Raw genomic sequence first — 16,768 nt, forward strand, 5'->3', positions numbered from 1 at the left:
CGCGCACACCGACAGGCCGGCTCCACCGGCCTCCATGCACCATGACTTACAGCGTCAAAGAAATCTTCTACACCCTGCAGGGCGAGGGCGGCCAGGCCGGCACGCCGGCCATCTTCTGCCGCTTTGCAGGCTGCAACCTCTGGACCGGCCGCGAGCAGGACCGCGCCAGCGCCATCTGCCAGTTCTGCGATACCGACTTCGTGGGCACCGACGGCACGCTGGGCGGCAAGTTCGCCACGGCCGACGCCCTGGCCGAACGCATCCTGTCCCAATGGCCAGCCGGCGACAGCCAGCACCGCATGGTGGTGCTGACCGGGGGAGAGCCCCTGCTGCAGGTGGACGAGCCCCTGATCGCCGCCCTGCATGCGCGCGGCTTTCGCATTTCCGTGGAAAGCAACGGCACCGTGGCCGCGCCCGAGGGAATCGACTGGCTGTGCATCAGCCCCAAGGCCGGCGCCGAATGGGTGCAGCGCAGCGGCCAGGAGCTCAAGCTGGTCTGGCCGCAGCCCGGCTTCGATCTGCAGGCCATCGAGGCCGGCACCCGTTTCGACCGCTATTTCCTGCAGCCCATGGACAACGTCCTGCAGGCCGACAACACGGCCGCCTGCATAGCGCAATGCCTGCAGCGCCCGGCCTGGCGCCTGAGCCTGCAGACCCACAAGCTCACCGGCATCCGCTGATTTTTGCCATGCAGTTCACCGTTCACCAGCGCTTTTTCTTCGATGCCGCCCACACGCTGGAGCGCGCCATCGAGACCGAGAGCAGCCGCCGCATCCACGGCCACACCTACTATGCCGAAGTCAGCGTCACCGGCCCGCGCAATCCGGACAACGGCATGGTGATCGACCTGGGCTACCTGCGCTCGCGCCTGAAGACCCTGGGCGACGCGCTGGACCACCGCTTTCTCGACGAAATCCCCGGCCTGGGCAAGCCCACGCTGGAAAACCTGTGCCTGTTCATTGCCGATTCCCTGGCCGACCTGCAGCCCGCTCCCAGCCGCATCCGCGTATGGCGCGACAGCATCGGCGATGGCTGCGTGCTCGACCTGAACTGAAGCCAGGCCCCGCAGCGGCGCCGCTGCCGTTGAACAACTTCACGGCCTTCATGGGATTTGTCCTTCGCATATAGACTTGGTGGCTTTTTTTGCCAGCCAAGGCCCCATCAAGACCGCGCAAAGCGCCCCTCGAGAGACAAACATGTTCCGCACCCTGCTCAAATCCAAGATCCACCGCGTCAAGACCACGCAATGCGAGCTGCACTATGAAGGCTCCTGCGCCATCGACGAGGACCTGCTGGACGCCGCCAACATCGTCGAGAACGAGCAGGTGCACATCTGGAACATCGACAACGGCGAACGCTTCGTCACCTATGCCATCAAGGGCCAGCGCGGCAGCGGCATGATCTCGGTCAACGGCTCGGCCGCGCGCCGTGCCGCCGTGGGCGACCTGCTGATCATTGCCTCCTTCGCCCAGGTACATGAGACCGACGTGGCCACGCACCAGCCGCAGCTGGTCTTCGTGGACGATGCCAACCGCCAGGTCGAACTGCGCCACCACGTTCCCACGCAGCAGCTGTGAGCTGCGCTGCGGTGTGACAATCGCGCGATGACTCAATCGCTTGCCGCCCGCAGCCTTGCGGCTGTGTGGCACCCCTGCACCCAGATGAAGCGGCACGAGGCCGCGCCCCCCATCGCCATCGCGCGCGCCCAGGGGCCCTGGCTCCACGACACCGAAGGGCGCCGCTACCTGGATGGCGTCAGCTCCTGGTGGGTCAACCTCTTCGGCCACAGCCATCCGCACATCCAGGCCGCGCTCACCGACCAGCTCGCCCGGCTTGACCATGTGATGCTGGCCGGCTTCACGCACGCGCCCGTGGTGGAGCTGTCCGAACGGCTGGCCACGCTCACCGGCCTGGGCCATGCCTTCTACGGCAGCGACGGCGCATCGGCCACCGAGATCGCCCTCAAGATGAGCGCCCATTACTGGCGCAACCTGGGCCGCCCCGCCAAGAGCCGCTTTGCCGGCCTGGCCGGCGGCTACCACGGCGAAACCGTGGGCGCGCTGGCCGTGACCGACATTCCCCTCTTCCGCGAAGCCTATGCGCCCCTGGTGCGCCTGGCCGACACCGTGCCCAGCCCCGATGCACGTGGCGCGCAAGGCGGCGAAAGCCCGGTCGATGTGGCACGGCGCGCCGCCGAAGGCCTGCGCCAGTGGCTGGAGCAGCACCACGAGACCACGGCCGCCCTCATCGTCGAGCCGCTGGTGCAGTGCGCGGCCGGCATGGCCATGCACGACCCCGAATACCTGCGCCTGGCGCGCGCCCTGTGCGACCGCTACGAGGTGCACCTGGTGGTGGACGAGATCGCCGTGGGATTTGGCCGCACGGGCAGCATGTTCGCCCACCAGCAGGCCGGCATACGGCCGGATTTCATCTGCCTGTCCAAGGGCCTGACGGGCGGCACGCTGGCCCTGTCGGCCGTGCTGACCACCGAGACCGTCTACGCCGCCTTCTACGACGATTCCGTGGCGCGTGGCTTTCTGCACTCGCACTCGTACACCGGCAACCCGCTGGCCTGCCGTGCGGCCCTGGCCACGCTGGAGCTGTTCGAGCAGACCGATGCCATCAACGCCAACCTCGCGCTGGCGCAAAGGCTTGACGGCGCCTTCGCCCCTTTGAACCAGCACGCCCGCGTGCGCCACGCACGGCGCCAGGGAATGATCTGGGCCTGGGATGTGCAGACCTCCCTGCCCGACTTCTCGCGCCGCTACAGCGCAGCCGCACTGGAGCGCGGGCTGCTGCTGCGCCCTATCAGCAACACCCTCTACGCCATGCCGCCCTATTTGCTGGACGAAGAGGCCATGCAGCACCTGGCGGCCAGCGCGCTGGCCGCCCTTGAAGACACCCTGGCCCAGGAGAACCATTCGTGAACGCCCACCGCACCATTGGCTGCTTTGTCACCGGCACCGACACGGGCGTGGGCAAGACCCTGGCCTCCTGCGGGCTGCTGCATGCGCTGGCCCGCCACCATGCCCGCGTGGTGGGCATGAAGGCCGTGGCCGCAGGCGCCGAGCCCGACGGCCAGGGCGGCTGGGCCAACGAGGACACGCTGGCGCTGCGCGCCGCCTCCACCCTGGCCGTGCCGCCCGAACTCGACAACCCCGTGCTGCTGCCCGATCCCATGTCGCCGCACATCGCCGCGCAGCGCGCGGGCCGCTCCATAGAGATCGCACACATCGTGGACAGCTACCGGCGCCTGGCCGAACAGGCCGACGCCGTGGTGGTGGAAGGCGCGGGCGGCTTTCTCGTGCCGCTGTCCGACCAGCTCTCGGGCGCCGACCTGGCCTGCGCGCTGGACCTGCCCGTGGTCATGGTCGTGGGCCTGCGGCTGGGCTGCCTGAACCACGCCGCCCTCACGGCCGAGGCCATCCGCGCGCGCGGACTGCGCCTGGCCGGCTGGATTGCCAGCCGCGTGGCTCCCGCCATGCTGGTGCCCGAGGAAAACATGGCCTGGCTGCGCCAGCACCTGGACCGGCAACTGCAGGCACCGCTGCTGGCCGACATCCCCTTCCAGCAGCACCCCGACCCGCGCGCCACCACCTATACCCTGCCGGAGCAATGGCAATGAGCGGCTCCTGGCTGGACGACATCCCCGCGCGCATCGCCGAGCTCGACGCGGCCCACCTGCGCCGGCGCCGCCGCGCCACGGCGCCGCTGCAGGGCGCCGCCAGCGGCGCCCACATGGAGGTGGACGGCCACCCCATGCTGGCCTTTTGCAGCAACGACTACCTGGGCCTGGCAGGACACCCCACCCTGGTGCGCGCCGCCTGCGCGGGCGCCCAGGCCTTTGGCGTGGGCTCGGGCGGCTCGCCCCTGGTCAGCGGCCACAGCACGGCCAACGCCGCGCTGGAGGAACAACTGGCGCACTTCGTGCAACTGCCGCGCGCGCTCTACTTCTATGCGGGCTACGCCACCAATGCCGGCATCGTGCCGGCCCTGGTGGGCGCGGGCGATGCCCTGTTCTCCGATGCGCTCAACCACGCCTGCCTGATCGACGGCGCCCGCCTGTCGCGCGCCCAGGTCCACCGCTATGCCCATGCCGACCTGACCGATCTGGCCGCGCAACTGGCCGCCAGCACGGCCCGGCGCAAGCTGGTCATCAGCGATGCCGTGTTCAGCATGGACGGCAACGTGGCCGACATCCGCGGACTGCTGGCGCTGTGCGAGCAGTACGACGCGCTGCTGCTGCTCGACGACGCGCATGGCTTCGGCGTGCTCGGCCCACAAGGCCGGGGCAGCCTGGCCGAGGCGGGACTGACGGGCGCAAACGCCTCGCCGCGCGTGCTCTACATGGCCACGCTGGGCAAGGCCGCTGGCGTGGCCGGTGCCTTTGTCGCGGGCAGCGACATGCTGGTCGAATGGCTGCTGCAAAAGACGCGCAGCTACATCTTCGCCACGGCCGCGCCGCCCATGCTGGCCAGCGCGCTGCAGGCCAGCGTGGCCCTGATCGAGGCCGAGGACGAGCGCCGCGAGGCCCTGGCCGAACGCATTGCCGAGCTGCGCGCCGGCCTCACGCCGCTGCTGGCGCGCACGGGCTGGCAGCTGCTGCCCTCGCGCACCGCCGTGCAGGCCCTGGTCATAGGCTCCAACGCCACGGCCCTGGCCGTGATGGAGGGCCTGCGCGAGCGCGGCCTGTGGGTGCCCGCCATCCGCCCGCCCACCGTGCCCGAAGGCACCGCGCGGCTGCGCATTGCGCTGTCGGCCTCCCACACGCGCATCGACGTACAGCTGCTGCTGACGGCGCTGGACGAGGTTTCGCGCCTGGCCCCACCCCTCCCCTGAATCCCTCTTCACCACCGGAACGGAGACATCCATGCCCCATCTCTATGTCGAATACACCGACAACCTCGCCGGCCTGCCCGGCCAGCAACTGCTGACCGAACTCAACGCCTTCGTCTGCGGCCACCCCAGCATCCTGGACGAGGCCGACGTCAAGGCCCGCCTGCTGCCGGTCAGCCAGTTCGAGATCGGCTCGGCACCGGCCAACCGCGGCTTCGTCCACGTGCAGCTGCGCCTGCTGGCGGGCCGTACCGACACGGCCAAGAAGGAACTGTCCGAAGGCATTGCCGCGGTGCTGCGCCGCCTCACGCCCCAGCCGGCCGGCATGATGGTCCAGCTCAGCGTGGAAATCGCCGACATGGACAAGCCCAGCTACTACAAGGGTCGCCTGTAAGGCAGGCGCCGGGCCTTGTCCGCCGTGAGCACCCGCGCACGCTGCGCGCAATGCCTGCGCCCTGAGCGCACCTGCCTGTGCCCCCTGGTGCAGCCGGTGCCGCATGCGGTGCAGCTGCTGGTGCTCCAGCATCCCGAGGAAGAACTGCAGGCCAAGGGCACGGGCCGGCTGCTGCACCTGTGCCTGCCCGCCAGCCGCCTGGCGGTGGGCGAAGCCTTCGAGCCAGCGCAGTTGCAGGCACTGCTGCACGCGCCCTGGCAGGCGGGCGACGCCCCGAGACAGGCCGTACTGCTCTATCCGGAAACACCGCACAGCGACCAGTTGGGCCTGGCCAGGCAAGCGCCCTGGCCGCAGCCCGCGCCATGCCCCGAGGACCTGCGCCTGGTGGTGCTGGACGCCACCTGGCGCAAGAGCCGCAAGATGCTCTACCTCAACCCCGGCCTGCAGGCCCTGCCGCGCCTGGCACTGCAGGGCGACCTTCCCGCCTCGCGCTACGGCGCCCTGCGCAAGGCCCATGCGCCGGGCCAGCTGTCCACGCTGGAGGCAGCGGCCTGCGCGCTGCAACGGCTGGCGCCTACCGGCCCGTCGCTGCAGCCGCTGCGCGATGCGTTCGAGGGGCTGCTGTCCCTGCATGCCCTGCACAGGCCCGAATGAAAAACGCCTCGGGGAGCGAGGCGTTTTTCATGGCAGCAGGCCGTGCTTCAGTTTTCCGGCGTGATCCTGGCGAACTTGACCAGTTCGGCGTACTTGCCCATGTCGGTACGGATGATCTGGGCCAGGTTTTCGTCGCCCGTGGGGGCAATGATGCCCGCCCCTTCCAGGCGCGCGCGCATCGCCGGATCGGCCAGGCCCGCCTTCAAGGCCTTCTGCAGGCTGGCCACCACATCGGCAGGCAGGTCCTTGGGTCCCGCCAGCCCGAACCAGCCGCTCAGCGCATAGCCCTTGAGCGCCGCGTTCTCGCCCAGTGCGGGCACATCCTTCATCATGGCGATGCGGTGGGCCGTGGTCACGCCCAGGGCCTTGATCTTGCCGCTCTGGATGAACGGAGCCGCCACCGAGGGAGAGACGATGGCGAAATCCAGGTTGCCGCCGGCCAGGTCGCTGGTCATCGCGGCCGATCCCTTGTAAGGCACATGGACGATGTCCACCCCGGCAATCTTCTTGATCAGCTCGCCCGAGAAATGCGGCGTGGACCCGATGCCCGGGCTGCCGTAGCTGTACTTGCCGGGATGGGCCTTGGCCAGGGCGATGAACTCGTCGATGGTCTTGGCCGGCATCTTGGTGCCGGCCACCCACAGGTTGGGCAGCACGCCGGTCAGCGCGATGCCGGTCAGGTCCGTGGCCGGGTCGTACTTCTGCGCGGCATTGACGAACTTCGTGCCCGCCAATTCGTTGCTGGAGCCTGCGAGCAGGGTATAGCCGTCGGCCTTGGCACCGACCACGCGCTGCGCGGCCACCACGCCGGCGGCACCGGGCACGTTGTCGACCACGACGGTCGCATTGAGGTGCTTGGCCAGGATGTCACCCACCACGCGCCCCACCAGGTCGACCGAGCCGCCTGCCGCGTAGCCGACGACGATGCGAATGGGCTTGTTGGGATAGGTGGTCTGGGCGCACAGTGGGCCCGCCGCCAGGACAGCCGCGGCGCCGATCAGCGCGCGGCGGGAAATACGGAATTCATGCATGGATCGATCTCAGGGGAGATAGGCATCAGCCAACAATCAAAATGATATTGCTCAACAATATTCAGCGATTGTCTGACATTACCTTGTGAAATCCATCCCTGAAAACCATGAGTTCCACCCGTGGCCCTAGCCTGCAATTCAGCGCAGAACTGCCGGCAGCCAACCGCGCAGGCTGTTGACGAAGGCCCAGCCCTGCACGCGCGGCAGATCGTCCAGCCGCACCGGGTGCTCCACCACGCGACCCTCGTCCAGCGCCACCGCGCGGCCCACGCCGGGCAGCAGGCCACTGGACAGCGGCGGGGTCACCCAGCGGCCCGCCAGCAGCACGGCGATGTTGCCGCGCGTGCCCTCGGTGATCTCGCCGTCCTCGTTGTGGAGCACGGTGTCGAACACCGAGGCATCGGTGGGCTGCAGGCTGTCGTAGTGCGCGCGGCGCGAGGTCTTGAAACGCACCCAGTCGCCACGCGCCACCGCATTGGCGATGGGCCGGTCGGCCAGCGCCAGCCGAACAGGCGTGGCGGAAGGCGGCAGCGGCGCCGCCTGGGTCTGTATCCGCCCCGTGGCATCCAGCGCCAGGCGCACGCGCCAGTGGCCGCTGGCGTGCGCCTGGCGCAGCTGCTGCAGTGCCTGCTCCAGCACGGCATCCGTGCAGGGCCGCCCGAAATGCCGCGCCGCGTCCTGCATGCGCGTCACATGGCGCTGCAGGTGGATGAAACCGCCATCCCGCAGGGCCAGGGTTTCCAGAATGTCGAAATCCAAGTCCGTATCCGCCATGGCTGCACGCCCTTTCACACCTTGTCCAGAAAAGCCCTCTTGTGGCGCCATTCCTGCCATTCGGCAGGCGCCTCGGCGCCCGAGGTGATGCCGCTGCCGATGCCGTAGCGCAGTTCCGTGCCACGCGCCACCACCGTGCGTATGGGCACATTGAAGGTGGCGTGCACGCGCCCCGCTGCGATGCCGGGCCGCACCACGCCCACGGCGCCGCAGTACACGCCGCGCGGACCCGGTTCCAGTTCGTGGATGAGCCGCATGGCCTGGCGCTTGGGCGCACCCGTGATGGAGCCGCAGGGAAACAGCGCCGCAAACACGTCCGCCAGGCCCGTGCCGGGCCGCGTGCGCGCCTGCACATCGGACGTCATCTGCCACACGGTGGGCAGGGGTTCGGCATGGAACAGGCGCGGCACCTGGACGCTGAAAGGCTCGGCAATGCGCGAGACATCGTTGCGCAGCAGGTCCACGATCATCACGTTCTCGGCCCGCTCCTTGGGCGAGGACCGCATGGCCTGGACATTCGCCTCGTCCTGTGCAGGCGTGGCGCCACGCGGCGCCGTGCCCTTCATGGGGCGCGTGAGGATGCGCTCGCCATCCCAGTCGAAGAACAGCTCGGGCGAGACGGACAGCACCTGCTCGTCGCCGCTGTCCATGCAGGCCACGTAGCCGCCGGGCTGGGCACGGCGCAGCGCGGCGAACAGCGATGGAATGTCGCCCAGCAGCCGGCCCATGAACTGGGCCGTGTAATTGATCTGATAGCAGTCACCGGCCGCAATCGCCTCGTGGATGCGCGCAATGGCGGCATCGAAATCCGCGCGCTCCAGGCCGGGCTGCCATTGCACCTGAGATTGCACCTGAGATTGCACCTGAGATTGCACCTGAGATTGCACCTGAGGGCCGGTATCGACTGCGTCCGCGTCTTCAGGCCAGGGCCGGGGGCCGTCGAAGACGGCAAACCAGGCCAGCGGCTCGCCTGGCGGCGTGGCATGCAAGGCGCCCGCGTAGGCCGCGTCAAACGCCGCCGCCGCCTCGTAGCGCACCCAGCCCAGGCACCACAGGCCGGCCTGGGCGGCCTGCTGCACGGCGTCAAGCACACCGCGCACCTGCTCGGGCGCATGGGCTGCCAGGCTGCGCAGCGGCGGCCCGAAGCCATGGCGCAGCCGGGCGGCCGAACCGTCATGGGGGTTGGGAAAATCGATCAGAAACTTCACAAAACGGTCGTCAACGCATGCTGTACTTGCATCAGCAGCTTCGCTATCGATAGCAGCCACTGACACGGGGCCGCCCAGTGTAGAGCGCGGGAAACAAAAAAGCGCCCCGAAGGGCGCCAAACCAAGCATCCCGAAAGGACGCTTTCCACCAACAGGCCCGGCACCATGCCGGACCCATATCCATTCACATCACTTCTGCGTGACGGTGTGCTGGCCTTCCAGGCGGGCCACGGCCTCGCGGTAGGCGGGGCCGCTGCGCAGTTGCTGGTAACGGGCCAGGCCGCGCTGGTATTCGGCCGAGTTGTAGCTGATGTCGCGGTCTGCCGAAGGCGAGGGCAGGTAGGTCATGCCCGCCTGGTGCCACATTTCGAGGTCGGCCAGCACTTCGGCACGGCTCAGGCCTGCGGTGGCGGAGGACGATGGGGAAACGGCTTCTTGGGCCATTGCAGTGCCGGCGAGGCCCAGGGTCAGGGCGGCCAGTGCAGCGGAGAGGGTACGCATGTCAGATCCTTTCAAAAGGCCGCTCGGCATTCATTTCCTCACGGCATGGACGTACTATGCGGCGCTGCAGCATTCTTCGTCTGTGCGTTTTCTCACGTGTTTTCGCATCCGGCCCGGGCGGCCCGCTGCCCTTTCACCCGTGCTCCCCTCGACAGAAGGCGAATTCACGCGTTCCTGAAACAGTGTTTTTCGCGGCTTGAAACAGCCGCGGCAGACAAGGCTCAGCGCGCTTCCTCGAGCAGCACGCGCAGGCCTTCGACATGGCAGATGCGCAGGTTGCGGCCTTCACGCCGCAGCAGGCCCAGGCGCACCAGGCGCGACATCTCGCGCGCCACTTCCTCGCGGCTGGAGCCCAGCATCAGGGCCAGGTCGGTCTGCCGGGGTGCGGGCGCCAGCAGGGCCTGCCCCTGGTCGATGCCCGCGCGCTCGGCACGTTCCAGCAACTGGGTATGCAGGCGGCTGCGCACCGACAGCGTTCCCAGATCCACCATGCGGCGCGCCAGCGCCACGGCCAGATCGCTGAGCCGGCCGATGAAGGCGCGCAGGACCTGGGGCTCGTTCATGAGCAGGGCTTCCACATCCTCATGGGCCAGCGAGGCAATCAGGCTGGGGACGCCTGCCTCGACCACCAGAGGCATGGCCGTGCAGCCCACCTGCTGCTGCGGCAGGCCGCCGAAGAACACGCCCTGGGCAATCTCGCCCAGCGTGAGCCCGCGCCCGTTGGGGGCATAGCTGCTGACGCGCAAGCCGCCCTGCACGAGCATGTAGAGACGCTGATCGGTGTACGCGCCCTCCAGCGTCTGGTGCAGCGCCAGATGCTGCCAGCGGCACTGCGCCGCCAGTTCGGCCAGTCGCTCGTCGGTCAGGCTTTGCAGCACATGGACCTGGCGCAGGCCCTGCCAGGCCACGGCGGGAAGAAGCGGAGATGTCTGTAAGGAACCGGACATGGTGCAACACCGTTGAAGCGCATCCGCAGGGCCTGTGCGGGCCCTGTCGTCCGTCGCGGGAAGTACAGCATAGCGGGATCGCATAGACTCGTCGCGCGCCGGGAATCGCACTGTCCGGCTCCCCGGATGGCCGCACCGCGCAGCACAGAAAAAAGGGAGGGCTTCATGGAATCGAGCATCGAATCGGCACGACTACCCGCGCGCCCGCAGGCCACCGTAGCGGCCTGGGCGCAATCCGTGGAACAGGCGATCGCCAGCCAGCAATGGCATGGCGCGTGGCGTGCACTCATAGACGCCGCCCTGCCGGCCGAAACCGCCGTGCAGCAGAGCCTGCTGACTGCGCTGGATGCCTGGTCCTGACCTTGCTTGGCAGCGTGCTGGCCGGGATGCTGGGAATCACCAGCCTCTATGTGCTGGGGCTGTTTCCGGCCGCGCTGATATCGGTCGCCTGGCTGCGCATCCGTGTGCTCAAGCGCCCCTGGGCCGGCGCGGTGCTGCTGGCCCTGGGCATGTCGCTGGCCCTGATATGGCTCGCCGCCGCCTGGTCCAAGTGGTCCGCACTGCTGTTGCCCCAACCCGCCGGCAGCGCAGGCCCCTGGACGGATACCCAGCACTGGCTGGACCTGCTGATGGGCGCGCCTGCCGTGGCAGCCAGCACGGCCATGCTCGTGGCCCTGCTGTCTCCGCTGTGGCGCCGATGGCGTGGCCTGCCCGAAAGGTGACGGAAAAGCAAAGGACAGCTCAGGGACAGGTGACCCCCGCGCGCATCGCATAGACTCGCGGCAATTCCATCCCCCTCCGAGCGCCCCATGACCCAAGCACCCGTCACCGCCGGCACGCCCTACGGCACCATCCCTCCCGCCTCGCCGCTGCCCCAGCGCCGCCCCGTGAGCCTTCCGCGCCTGGCGCAGATGCGCGAGGCCGGCGAGAAGATCACCATGGTCACCGCCTATGACGCCACCTTCGCGGCCGTGGCCGATGCGGCCGGCGTGGAGTGCATTTTGGTGGGCGATTCGCTGGGCATGGTCTGCCAGGGCCTGCACAGCACCGTGGGCGTGTCGCTGCAGGACATGTGCTACCACACGGCCAGCGTGGCGCGCGGTCTGCACCGCGTGCAGGGCACGGCCTGGCTGATCGCCGACATGCCCTATGGCAGCTACGCCGAAAGCCGCGAGCAGGCCATGCGCAGCGCCTGCGAGCTGATGCAGGCCGGCGCCCATATGGTCAAGCTCGAAGGCGGCGGCTGGACCGCGCCCACCGTGCAGTTCCTGGTCGAGCGCGGCGTGCCCGTCTGCGCCCACCTGGGCCTGACGCCGCAGACCGTGCATGCGCTGGGCGGCTACCGCGTCCAGGGCAAGAGCGACGAGGGAGCGGCCACGCTGCGCCGCCATGCGCTGGAGCTGCAGGATGCAGGAGCCTCCATGCTGGTGCTGGAGATGGTGCCGGCACAGCTGTCGCGCGAACTCACGGCCGAGCTGCCGCACTGCCACACCATCGGCATCGGCGCGGGCAGCGGCACGGCCGGCCAGGTCCTGGTGCTGCACGACATGCTGGGCGTGAACCTGGGCAAGATGGCCCGCTTCGTGCACAACTTCATGGCGGATGCGGGCAGCGTCAAGGGCGCCTTCGAGGCCTATGTGCATGCCGTGAAGAACGGCAGCTTCCCCGACGACAGCAAGCACGCCTGGTAGTCCGGCAGGCTGCACGATCCGTTTTTCCGCTTCCCGCTTCCCGTTCCCCCGTTTTCCCGTTTTCCCGTTTTCCCATGCAAATCGTCCACTCCATCGCCGACCTGCGCGCCATCCTGTCGAGCAAGGGCCGCCCCGCCTTCGTGCCCACCATGGGCAATCTGCACGACGGCCACCTGTCCCTGGTGCGCGCCGCGCGCCAGCACGGCGACATTGCCGTGGCCAGCATCTTCGTGAACCGCCTGCAGTTCCTGCCGCACGAGGATTTCGACAGCTATCCGCGCACCTGGGAGGCCGACTGCGCCAAGCTGGAGGCCGAAGGCTGCGACCTGCTGTTCGCCCCGCGCGAAGCCGATCTCTACCCCGAGCCGCAGACCTTCAAGATCCAGCCCGATGCGCAGCTGGCCGACATCCTCGAAGGCCATTTCCGCCCCGGCTTCTTCACGGGCGTATGCACCGTGGTGATGAAGCTGTTCTCGGCCGTATTCTTCGCCAGCGGCGGCGGAACGGCCGTGTTCGGCAAAAAGGACTACCAGCAGTTGATGGTGATCCGCCGCATGGTCGAGCAGTTCGCCCTGCCCGTGAACATCGTGGCCGGCGACACGGCGCGCGCCGACGACGGCCTGGCGCTGAGTTCGCGCAACGGCTACCTGAGCGACGACGAGCGGCAGCAGGCCATGGCGCTGTCGCTGGCGCTCAAGCAACTGGCCGATGCCGCGCGTGCGGGCCAGGCGCCGCTGGCCGAACTGGAAGCCTGGGCCATGCAATCCCTGGCCGCCCAGGGCTGGGAGCCCGACTACCTGACCGTGCGCCTGCGCCGTGACCTGCAGCCCCCCGCCGAGGCCGCGCAACTGGCCGGGGCGCCACTGGTGGCCCTGGGCGCCGCACGCCTGGGCAAGACGCGCCTGATCGACAACCTGGAATTCTGATCCAGCGCAAAATCCTGGCGGCCATGGCGGTCCAAGCTGGATGCCATGGCCAAGAAATTCCCCATCCACCCCGCCCATCCCGAGCGCACCTGCTGGGGGTGTGACCGCTACTGCGCCCGCGACGAGCTGGCCTGCGGCAACGGATCGGACCGCACACAGCACCCGGTGGAGATCTTTGGCGACGACTGGATGGAGTGGGGCCTGCCACCCGAGCCCGCTGCAGACAAGGCTCCCGGCCTGGACAGCGCGGCGCGCTGATACCGCACCCCGCCCTCTGCCCTCAGCCGACCGCGGCCACCTCGGCGGCGAGCGCGTCCACCAGCCACTGCACCTCGGCCACGGCCGGCCGGTGCAGCGGCAGCAGCGCATGGACCTGGAAGGGAATGGAAAACGCCAGCGGCCGCACCACCAGCTGCGGCCCGGCGCAGGCACGCGCCGTCAGCGGATTGACGATGGCCACGCCCAGGCCATGCTGGACCATGGCGCAGACCGCCACGGCGCTGTGGGTTTCCAGGTGCAGCTGGCGCTGCACGCCGGCCTGCTCGAACACGGCATCGATCTGCTGCCGATAGGGATCGTCGCGCGCCAGGCTGACAAAGCTTTCCCCGGCAAAGTCAGCCACCTCCAGCACCGGCCTTGCGGCCAGCGCATGGCCTGCGGGCAGCACGGCCACCTCGTCCATGGCGGGCAGCGCAAGGGCGCGCGTGCCCGGAGGCGCCTCGGCCAGCTCGGCCAGGCCCAGGTCGTAGCGCTGGGCGGCCATCCACTCCTGCAGCAGCGGCGCCTCCTGCGTGGCCACGCTGACGGCCACGGGGCCGTGCTCCGCATGCAGGCGCGCCAGCGCTGCGGGCAGCAGCGCATGGCTGAGGGCGGGCAGGCACAGCACGTTGATACGCGCCTGGTGCGGTCGGCCCAGGGCCAGCGCATGCTCCACCACCCGGTCCAGACCCTGCCAGCTGCGCTGCACCTCGGCCCACAGCGAGAGGGCGCGTGCCGTGGGCCGCAGCCGGCCCTGGGCACGCTCGAACAGGGCATAGCCCAGCAGGCTCTCCATCCGCGCCAATTCGCGGCTGACGGTGGGCTGGGAGCTGAACAGCATCTGCGCCGCCGCCGTGGCGCTGCCGCTGAGCATGAGCGCGCGAAACACCTCCAGGTGGCGATGGGAGATGCGGGGCTCGGGGGACGTGTGCGGCAGCGCGGGGTCTTGCATGGCCAAAGCATATCCAAATCAAATAGACACCATAAGAACAAGCATTGGACTGAATGACCCCCATCCGCCATCATGCGCGGCAGTTCCCCTGAAAGAGACACCATGTCCAATCCCTTCTCGCCCGCCCAGCTCTGGGCCCTGGCCGACCAGCACGGCACGCCGCTGTGGGTCTATGACGCCGCCACCATCCGCGCACGCATCGCCCAGCTCAAGGCCTTCGACACCATCCGCTTTGCGCAGAAGGCCTGCTCCAACATCCACATCCTGCGGCTGATGCGCGAGCAGGGCGTGAAGGTGGATGCGGTATCGCGCGGCGAAATCCTGCGCGCGCTGGCCGCCGGCTACGCGGCCGGCCATGGCGACGACCTGCACAGCGACATCGTGTTCACCGCCGACGTGATGGACGAGGCCACGCTGGCCTGCGTGGCCGAGCACAAGGTGCCCGTGAACGCCGGCTCCATCGACATGCTGCACCAGCTGGCCCAGGCCTCGCCCGGCCATCCCGTGTGGCTGCGCATCAACCCCGGCTTCGGCCACGGCCACAGCAACAAGACCAACACGGGCGGCGAGCACAGCAAGCACGGCATCTGGCACAGCGACCTGCTGGCGGCGCTGCAGGCCATCCGCGACGGCGGCCTGAAGCTGGCCGGCCTGCACATGCACATCGGCTCGGGCGTGGACTACGGCCACCTGCAGCAGGTCTGCGGCGCCATGGTCGAGCTGGTGCGCGCCACCCGCCAGGCAGGCCATGACCTGCAGGCCATCTCGGCCGGCGGCGGCCTGTCCATTCCCTACCGCGATGGCGACGCCACCATCGACACCGCCCACTACCACGGCCTGTGGGATGCGGCACGCAAGGACGCCGAGGCCATCGTGGGCCATGCGCTGGGCCTGGAGATCGAGCCGGGCCGCTTCCTGGTGGCCGAGTCGGGCGTGCTGCTGGGCCAGGTGCGCGCCACCAAGAACGCGGGCAGCAACCATTTCGTGCTGGTCGACACGGGCTTCAACGAGCTGATGCGCCCTTCCATGTACGGCAGCTGGCACGGCATGGAAGTGCTGCGCCGCGACGGCCAGGCCATGCCCCTGCGCGATGCCGTGGTCGCCGGTCCGCTGTGCGAATCGGGCGACGTTTTCACCCAGGGCGACGGCGGCGTGGTGCTGCCGCGCGCGCTGGCCGGCGCCTCGGTGGGCGACCTGCTGGTCATCCATGACACGGGGGCGTATGGCAGCTCCATGTCCAGCAACTACAACACGCGCCCGCTGGCCGCCGAGGTGCTGGTCGATGGCGACAGCACCCGCCTGATCCGCCGCCGCCAGACGGTGGAGGAACTGCTGGGTCTGGAGCTGGGCCTGTAACTGGGCATGTAGCGCGCCAGGCGCCAGGATTTCTGACGCAAAAAAGCCCCGGGGCCTTCCAGCTCCGGGGCTTTTTCATCGCCGGGCCGCCCCAAGATGAAAAAGCGCCCCCTCGGGGGGCAGCGGACCTTGCGCAGCAAGGGGAGCGTGGGGGCCATTTTTCATGAAGGTGCCGGACTCACTCGCCGCGCGGATCGCGCGCCATCAGGTGCTGCACGGCCTCGGCCGCCTGCAGCCGGCCGTCCAGCAGCTCGACCACGGTTTCGGTGATCGGCATCTCCACATTCAACAGCCGCGCGCGCGCCAGCACGGTGCGTGCGCTGTACACGCCCTCGGCCACATGGCCCAGCGAAGCCACGGCCTGCTCCAGCGTGCGGCCCTGGGCCAGCAGCAGGCCCACCTTGCGGTTGCGCGACAGGTCGCCCGTGGCCGTCAGCACCAGATCGCCCAGGCCCGACAGGCCCATGAAGGTCTCGGTGCGCGCGCCCAGGGCCAGGCCCAGTCGCGTCATCTCGGCCAGGCCGCGCGTGATCAGCGCAGCGCGGGCGTTCAGGCCCAGCTGCAGGCCGTCGCACAGGCCGGTGGCAATGGCCAGCACGTTCTTCACGGCGCCGCCCACTTCCACGCCCACGATGTCGGCATTGGCATAGACGCGCATGGCGCCGCCGTGGAAGGCGGCCACCAGGGCGTCATTGACCTGGGCATGGCGGCTGGCCGCCACCAGGGCCGTGGGCTGGTGGCGTGCCACCTCGGCCGCGAAGCTGGGGCCGCTGAGCACGCCGCACAGCAGATCGGGCGCCACCTCGGCGCAGACCTCGTGGGCCATCAGTCCATGGGCCGCGGCCGAAGCGCCTGCGGGCACGGCCTCGAAGCCCTTGCACAGCCAGGCCACGGGTGCGGGCACATGCTGCAGCCGGCCCAGCCATTCGCGCAGGGCAGCCATGGGCGTGCCGATCACGATCAGGTCGGCGGCCGCCAGATGGCCGTCGATCTCGCCATGCACCACCTGCAGCGCGGCAGGCAGTGCCACGCCCGGCAGGTAGCGTGCGTTCTCGCCGCTGCCGTGCATGGCCTGCGCCTGGGCGGCGTCGCGCGCCCAAAGGGTCACGACACGCCCGTCACCGCGCGAGGCCGCGCTCATCGCCAGCGCCGTGCCCCAGGCGCCTGCGCCAATCACCACTATGTTCATATCTGCTCGACGTTGAAGAAGCGACGTTGATGAAAAAAAGAGGCCCTCGGG

Annotated in this window: 21 protein-coding genes; 14 read left to right on the forward strand and 7 right to left on the reverse strand. The window is 69.1% G+C overall.

Annotation, left to right across the window (positions count from 1 at the left end):
- Positions 1-41: 41 nt before the first annotated feature.
- From queE to IB269_RS10230, 8 genes are all read left to right on the forward strand, one after another.
- Entirely contained in the window at positions 42-680 is a 639-nt protein-coding gene (gene queE / locus IB269_RS10195; RefSeq protein ID WP_192367094.1) for a 7-carboxy-7-deazaguanine synthase, read from the forward strand.
- A gap of 8 nt (positions 681-688) precedes the next feature.
- Positions 689-1,054 (forward strand): 6-pyruvoyl trahydropterin synthase family protein, encoded by a 366-nt coding sequence (locus IB269_RS10200; RefSeq protein ID WP_012203761.1) that lies wholly within the window; start codon positions 689-691, stop codon positions 1,052-1,054.
- Between the two features lie 142 nt (positions 1,055-1,196).
- Positions 1,197-1,577, forward strand: a complete 381-nt coding sequence (gene panD / locus IB269_RS10205) for an aspartate 1-decarboxylase (protein WP_012203760.1) — start codon at positions 1,197-1,199, stop codon at positions 1,575-1,577.
- 27 nt (positions 1,578-1,604) lie between these two features.
- On the forward strand, positions 1,605-2,927 hold the full coding sequence (gene bioA / locus IB269_RS10210; RefSeq protein WP_192367095.1) for an adenosylmethionine--8-amino-7-oxononanoate transaminase: 1,323 nt from the start codon (positions 1,605-1,607) through the stop codon (positions 2,925-2,927).
- Positions 2,924-3,625, forward strand: coding sequence for a dethiobiotin synthase (gene bioD / locus IB269_RS10215; RefSeq protein WP_192367096.1), 702 nt, complete (start codon positions 2,924-2,926; stop codon positions 3,623-3,625). The genes bioA and bioD overlap by 4 nt, the downstream gene beginning before the upstream one ends.
- Positions 3,622-4,839: an 8-amino-7-oxononanoate synthase gene (gene bioF / locus IB269_RS10220; protein WP_013803911.1), complete on the forward strand. Its 1,218-nt coding sequence runs from the start codon at positions 3,622-3,624 to the stop codon at positions 4,837-4,839. The genes bioD and bioF overlap by 4 nt, the downstream gene beginning before the upstream one ends.
- A gap of 31 nt (positions 4,840-4,870) precedes the next feature.
- A complete protein-coding gene (locus IB269_RS10225; protein ID WP_012203756.1) occupies positions 4,871-5,230 on the forward strand; it encodes a 5-carboxymethyl-2-hydroxymuconate Delta-isomerase in 360 nt (119 codons plus the stop codon).
- 15 nt (positions 5,231-5,245) lie between these two features.
- Positions 5,246-5,884 carry a tRNA-uridine aminocarboxypropyltransferase gene (locus IB269_RS10230; protein ID WP_192367097.1) on the forward strand — a complete coding sequence of 213 codons (639 nt, stop codon included), beginning with the start codon at positions 5,246-5,248 and terminating at the stop codon, positions 5,882-5,884.
- 47 nt (positions 5,885-5,931) lie between these two features.
- Here the strand turns inward: IB269_RS10230 and IB269_RS10235 are convergent, their stop codons facing one another.
- The 5 genes from IB269_RS10235 to IB269_RS10255 all read right to left on the reverse strand — a co-directional run bounded on the left by IB269_RS10235 (position 5,932) and on the right by IB269_RS10255 (position 10,345).
- Positions 5,932-6,915 (reverse strand): Bug family tripartite tricarboxylate transporter substrate binding protein, encoded by a 984-nt coding sequence (locus tag IB269_RS10235; protein WP_192367098.1) that lies wholly within the window; start codon positions 6,913-6,915, stop codon positions 5,932-5,934.
- A gap of 138 nt (positions 6,916-7,053) precedes the next feature.
- Entirely contained in the window at positions 7,054-7,674 is a 621-nt protein-coding gene (locus IB269_RS10240; protein WP_225614079.1) for an aminotransferase class IV, read from the reverse strand.
- A 29-nt stretch (positions 7,675-7,703) separates the two neighbouring features.
- On the reverse strand, positions 7,704-8,897 hold the full coding sequence (pabB, locus tag IB269_RS10245; RefSeq protein WP_192367100.1) for an aminodeoxychorismate synthase component I: 1,194 nt from the start codon (positions 8,895-8,897) through the stop codon (positions 7,704-7,706).
- A gap of 189 nt (positions 8,898-9,086) precedes the next feature.
- Positions 9,087-9,398 (reverse strand): DUF4148 domain-containing protein, encoded by a 312-nt coding sequence (locus tag IB269_RS10250; protein WP_013803916.1) that lies wholly within the window; start codon positions 9,396-9,398, stop codon positions 9,087-9,089.
- A 221-nt stretch (positions 9,399-9,619) separates the two neighbouring features.
- Positions 9,620-10,345, reverse strand: a complete 726-nt coding sequence (locus IB269_RS10255; RefSeq protein ID WP_043781030.1) for a Crp/Fnr family transcriptional regulator — start codon at positions 10,343-10,345, stop codon at positions 9,620-9,622.
- A 165-nt stretch (positions 10,346-10,510) separates the two neighbouring features.
- Between IB269_RS10255 and IB269_RS10260 the strand changes: the two genes are divergently transcribed.
- From IB269_RS10260 to IB269_RS10280, 5 genes are all read left to right on the forward strand, one after another.
- Positions 10,511-10,705: a hypothetical protein gene (locus tag IB269_RS10260; protein WP_225614080.1), complete on the forward strand. Its 195-nt coding sequence runs from the start codon at positions 10,511-10,513 to the stop codon at positions 10,703-10,705.
- 26 nt (positions 10,706-10,731) lie between these two features.
- Complete coding sequence (locus IB269_RS10265; RefSeq protein ID WP_225614081.1) at positions 10,732-11,067, forward strand: hypothetical protein; 336 nt, start codon at positions 10,732-10,734, stop codon at positions 11,065-11,067.
- Positions 11,068-11,154: 87 nt separating this feature from the next.
- A complete protein-coding gene (gene panB / locus IB269_RS10270) occupies positions 11,155-12,036 on the forward strand; it encodes a 3-methyl-2-oxobutanoate hydroxymethyltransferase (RefSeq protein ID WP_012203749.1) in 882 nt (293 codons plus the stop codon).
- A 74-nt stretch (positions 12,037-12,110) separates the two neighbouring features.
- Positions 12,111-12,962, forward strand: coding sequence for a pantoate--beta-alanine ligase (panC, locus tag IB269_RS10275; RefSeq protein ID WP_192367101.1), 852 nt, complete (start codon positions 12,111-12,113; stop codon positions 12,960-12,962).
- A 45-nt stretch (positions 12,963-13,007) separates the two neighbouring features.
- The gene (locus tag IB269_RS10280; RefSeq protein WP_013803920.1) at positions 13,008-13,220 is read left to right on the forward strand and encodes a DUF3079 domain-containing protein; all 213 of its coding nucleotides are present in this window, start codon (positions 13,008-13,010) and stop codon (positions 13,218-13,220) included.
- Between the two features lie 22 nt (positions 13,221-13,242).
- On the opposite strand, the gene IB269_RS10285 is transcribed toward IB269_RS10280, so the two are convergent.
- A complete protein-coding gene (locus tag IB269_RS10285; RefSeq protein ID WP_013803921.1) occupies positions 13,243-14,172 on the reverse strand; it encodes a LysR family transcriptional regulator in 930 nt (309 codons plus the stop codon).
- Positions 14,173-14,274: 102 nt separating this feature from the next.
- Between IB269_RS10285 and lysA the strand changes: the two genes are divergently transcribed.
- Positions 14,275-15,528: a diaminopimelate decarboxylase gene (gene lysA, locus IB269_RS10290; RefSeq protein WP_016454154.1), complete on the forward strand. Its 1,254-nt coding sequence runs from the start codon at positions 14,275-14,277 to the stop codon at positions 15,526-15,528.
- 178 nt (positions 15,529-15,706) lie between these two features.
- Here the strand turns inward: lysA and IB269_RS10295 are convergent, their stop codons facing one another.
- The gene (locus tag IB269_RS10295; RefSeq protein WP_013803923.1) at positions 15,707-16,717 is read right to left on the reverse strand and encodes an NAD(P)H-dependent glycerol-3-phosphate dehydrogenase; all 1,011 of its coding nucleotides are present in this window, start codon (positions 16,715-16,717) and stop codon (positions 15,707-15,709) included.
- Positions 16,718-16,768: the final 51 nt, after the last annotated feature.

It is taken from the genome of Delftia sp. DLF01, from assembly GCF_014852125.1.
In the GTDB taxonomy this organism is placed as follows: domain Bacteria; phylum Pseudomonadota; class Gammaproteobacteria; order Burkholderiales; family Burkholderiaceae_C; genus Comamonas; species Comamonas acidovorans.

Bases quoted from the DNA above. Each gene is read 5' to 3' on its own strand.
- queE (WP_192367094.1), top strand. From the start codon at position 42: ATGACTTACAGCGTCAAAGAAATCTTCTACACCCTGCAGGGCGAGGGC.
- IB269_RS10200 (WP_012203761.1), top strand. From the start codon at position 689: ATGCAGTTCACCGTTCACCAGCGCTTTTTCTTCGATGCCGCCCACACG.
- panD (WP_012203760.1), top strand. From the start codon at position 1,197: ATGTTCCGCACCCTGCTCAAATCCAAGATCCACCGCGTCAAGACCACG.
- bioA (WP_192367095.1), top strand. From the start codon at position 1,605: ATGACTCAATCGCTTGCCGCCCGCAGCCTTGCGGCTGTGTGGCACCCC.
- bioF (WP_013803911.1), top strand. From the start codon at position 3,622: ATGAGCGGCTCCTGGCTGGACGACATCCCCGCGCGCATCGCCGAGCTC.
- IB269_RS10225 (WP_012203756.1), top strand. From the start codon at position 4,871: ATGCCCCATCTCTATGTCGAATACACCGACAACCTCGCCGGCCTGCCC.
- IB269_RS10235 (WP_192367098.1), bottom strand. From the start codon at position 6,915: ATGCATGAATTCCGTATTTCCCGCCGCGCGCTGATCGGCGCCGCGGCT.
- IB269_RS10250 (WP_013803916.1), bottom strand. From the start codon at position 9,398: ATGCGTACCCTCTCCGCTGCACTGGCCGCCCTGACCCTGGGCCTCGCC.
- IB269_RS10255 (WP_043781030.1), bottom strand. From the start codon at position 10,345: ATGTCCGGTTCCTTACAGACATCTCCGCTTCTTCCCGCCGTGGCCTGG.
- IB269_RS10260 (WP_225614080.1), top strand. From the start codon at position 10,511: ATGGAATCGAGCATCGAATCGGCACGACTACCCGCGCGCCCGCAGGCC.
- IB269_RS10265 (WP_225614081.1), top strand. From the start codon at position 10,732: ATGCTGGGAATCACCAGCCTCTATGTGCTGGGGCTGTTTCCGGCCGCG.
- panB (WP_012203749.1), top strand. From the start codon at position 11,155: ATGACCCAAGCACCCGTCACCGCCGGCACGCCCTACGGCACCATCCCT.
- panC (WP_192367101.1), top strand. From the start codon at position 12,111: ATGCAAATCGTCCACTCCATCGCCGACCTGCGCGCCATCCTGTCGAGC.
- IB269_RS10280 (WP_013803920.1), top strand. From the start codon at position 13,008: ATGGCCAAGAAATTCCCCATCCACCCCGCCCATCCCGAGCGCACCTGC.
- IB269_RS10285 (WP_013803921.1), bottom strand. From the start codon at position 14,172: ATGCAAGACCCCGCGCTGCCGCACACGTCCCCCGAGCCCCGCATCTCC.
- lysA (WP_016454154.1), top strand. From the start codon at position 14,275: ATGTCCAATCCCTTCTCGCCCGCCCAGCTCTGGGCCCTGGCCGACCAG.
- IB269_RS10295 (WP_013803923.1), bottom strand. From the start codon at position 16,717: ATGAACATAGTGGTGATTGGCGCAGGCGCCTGGGGCACGGCGCTGGCG.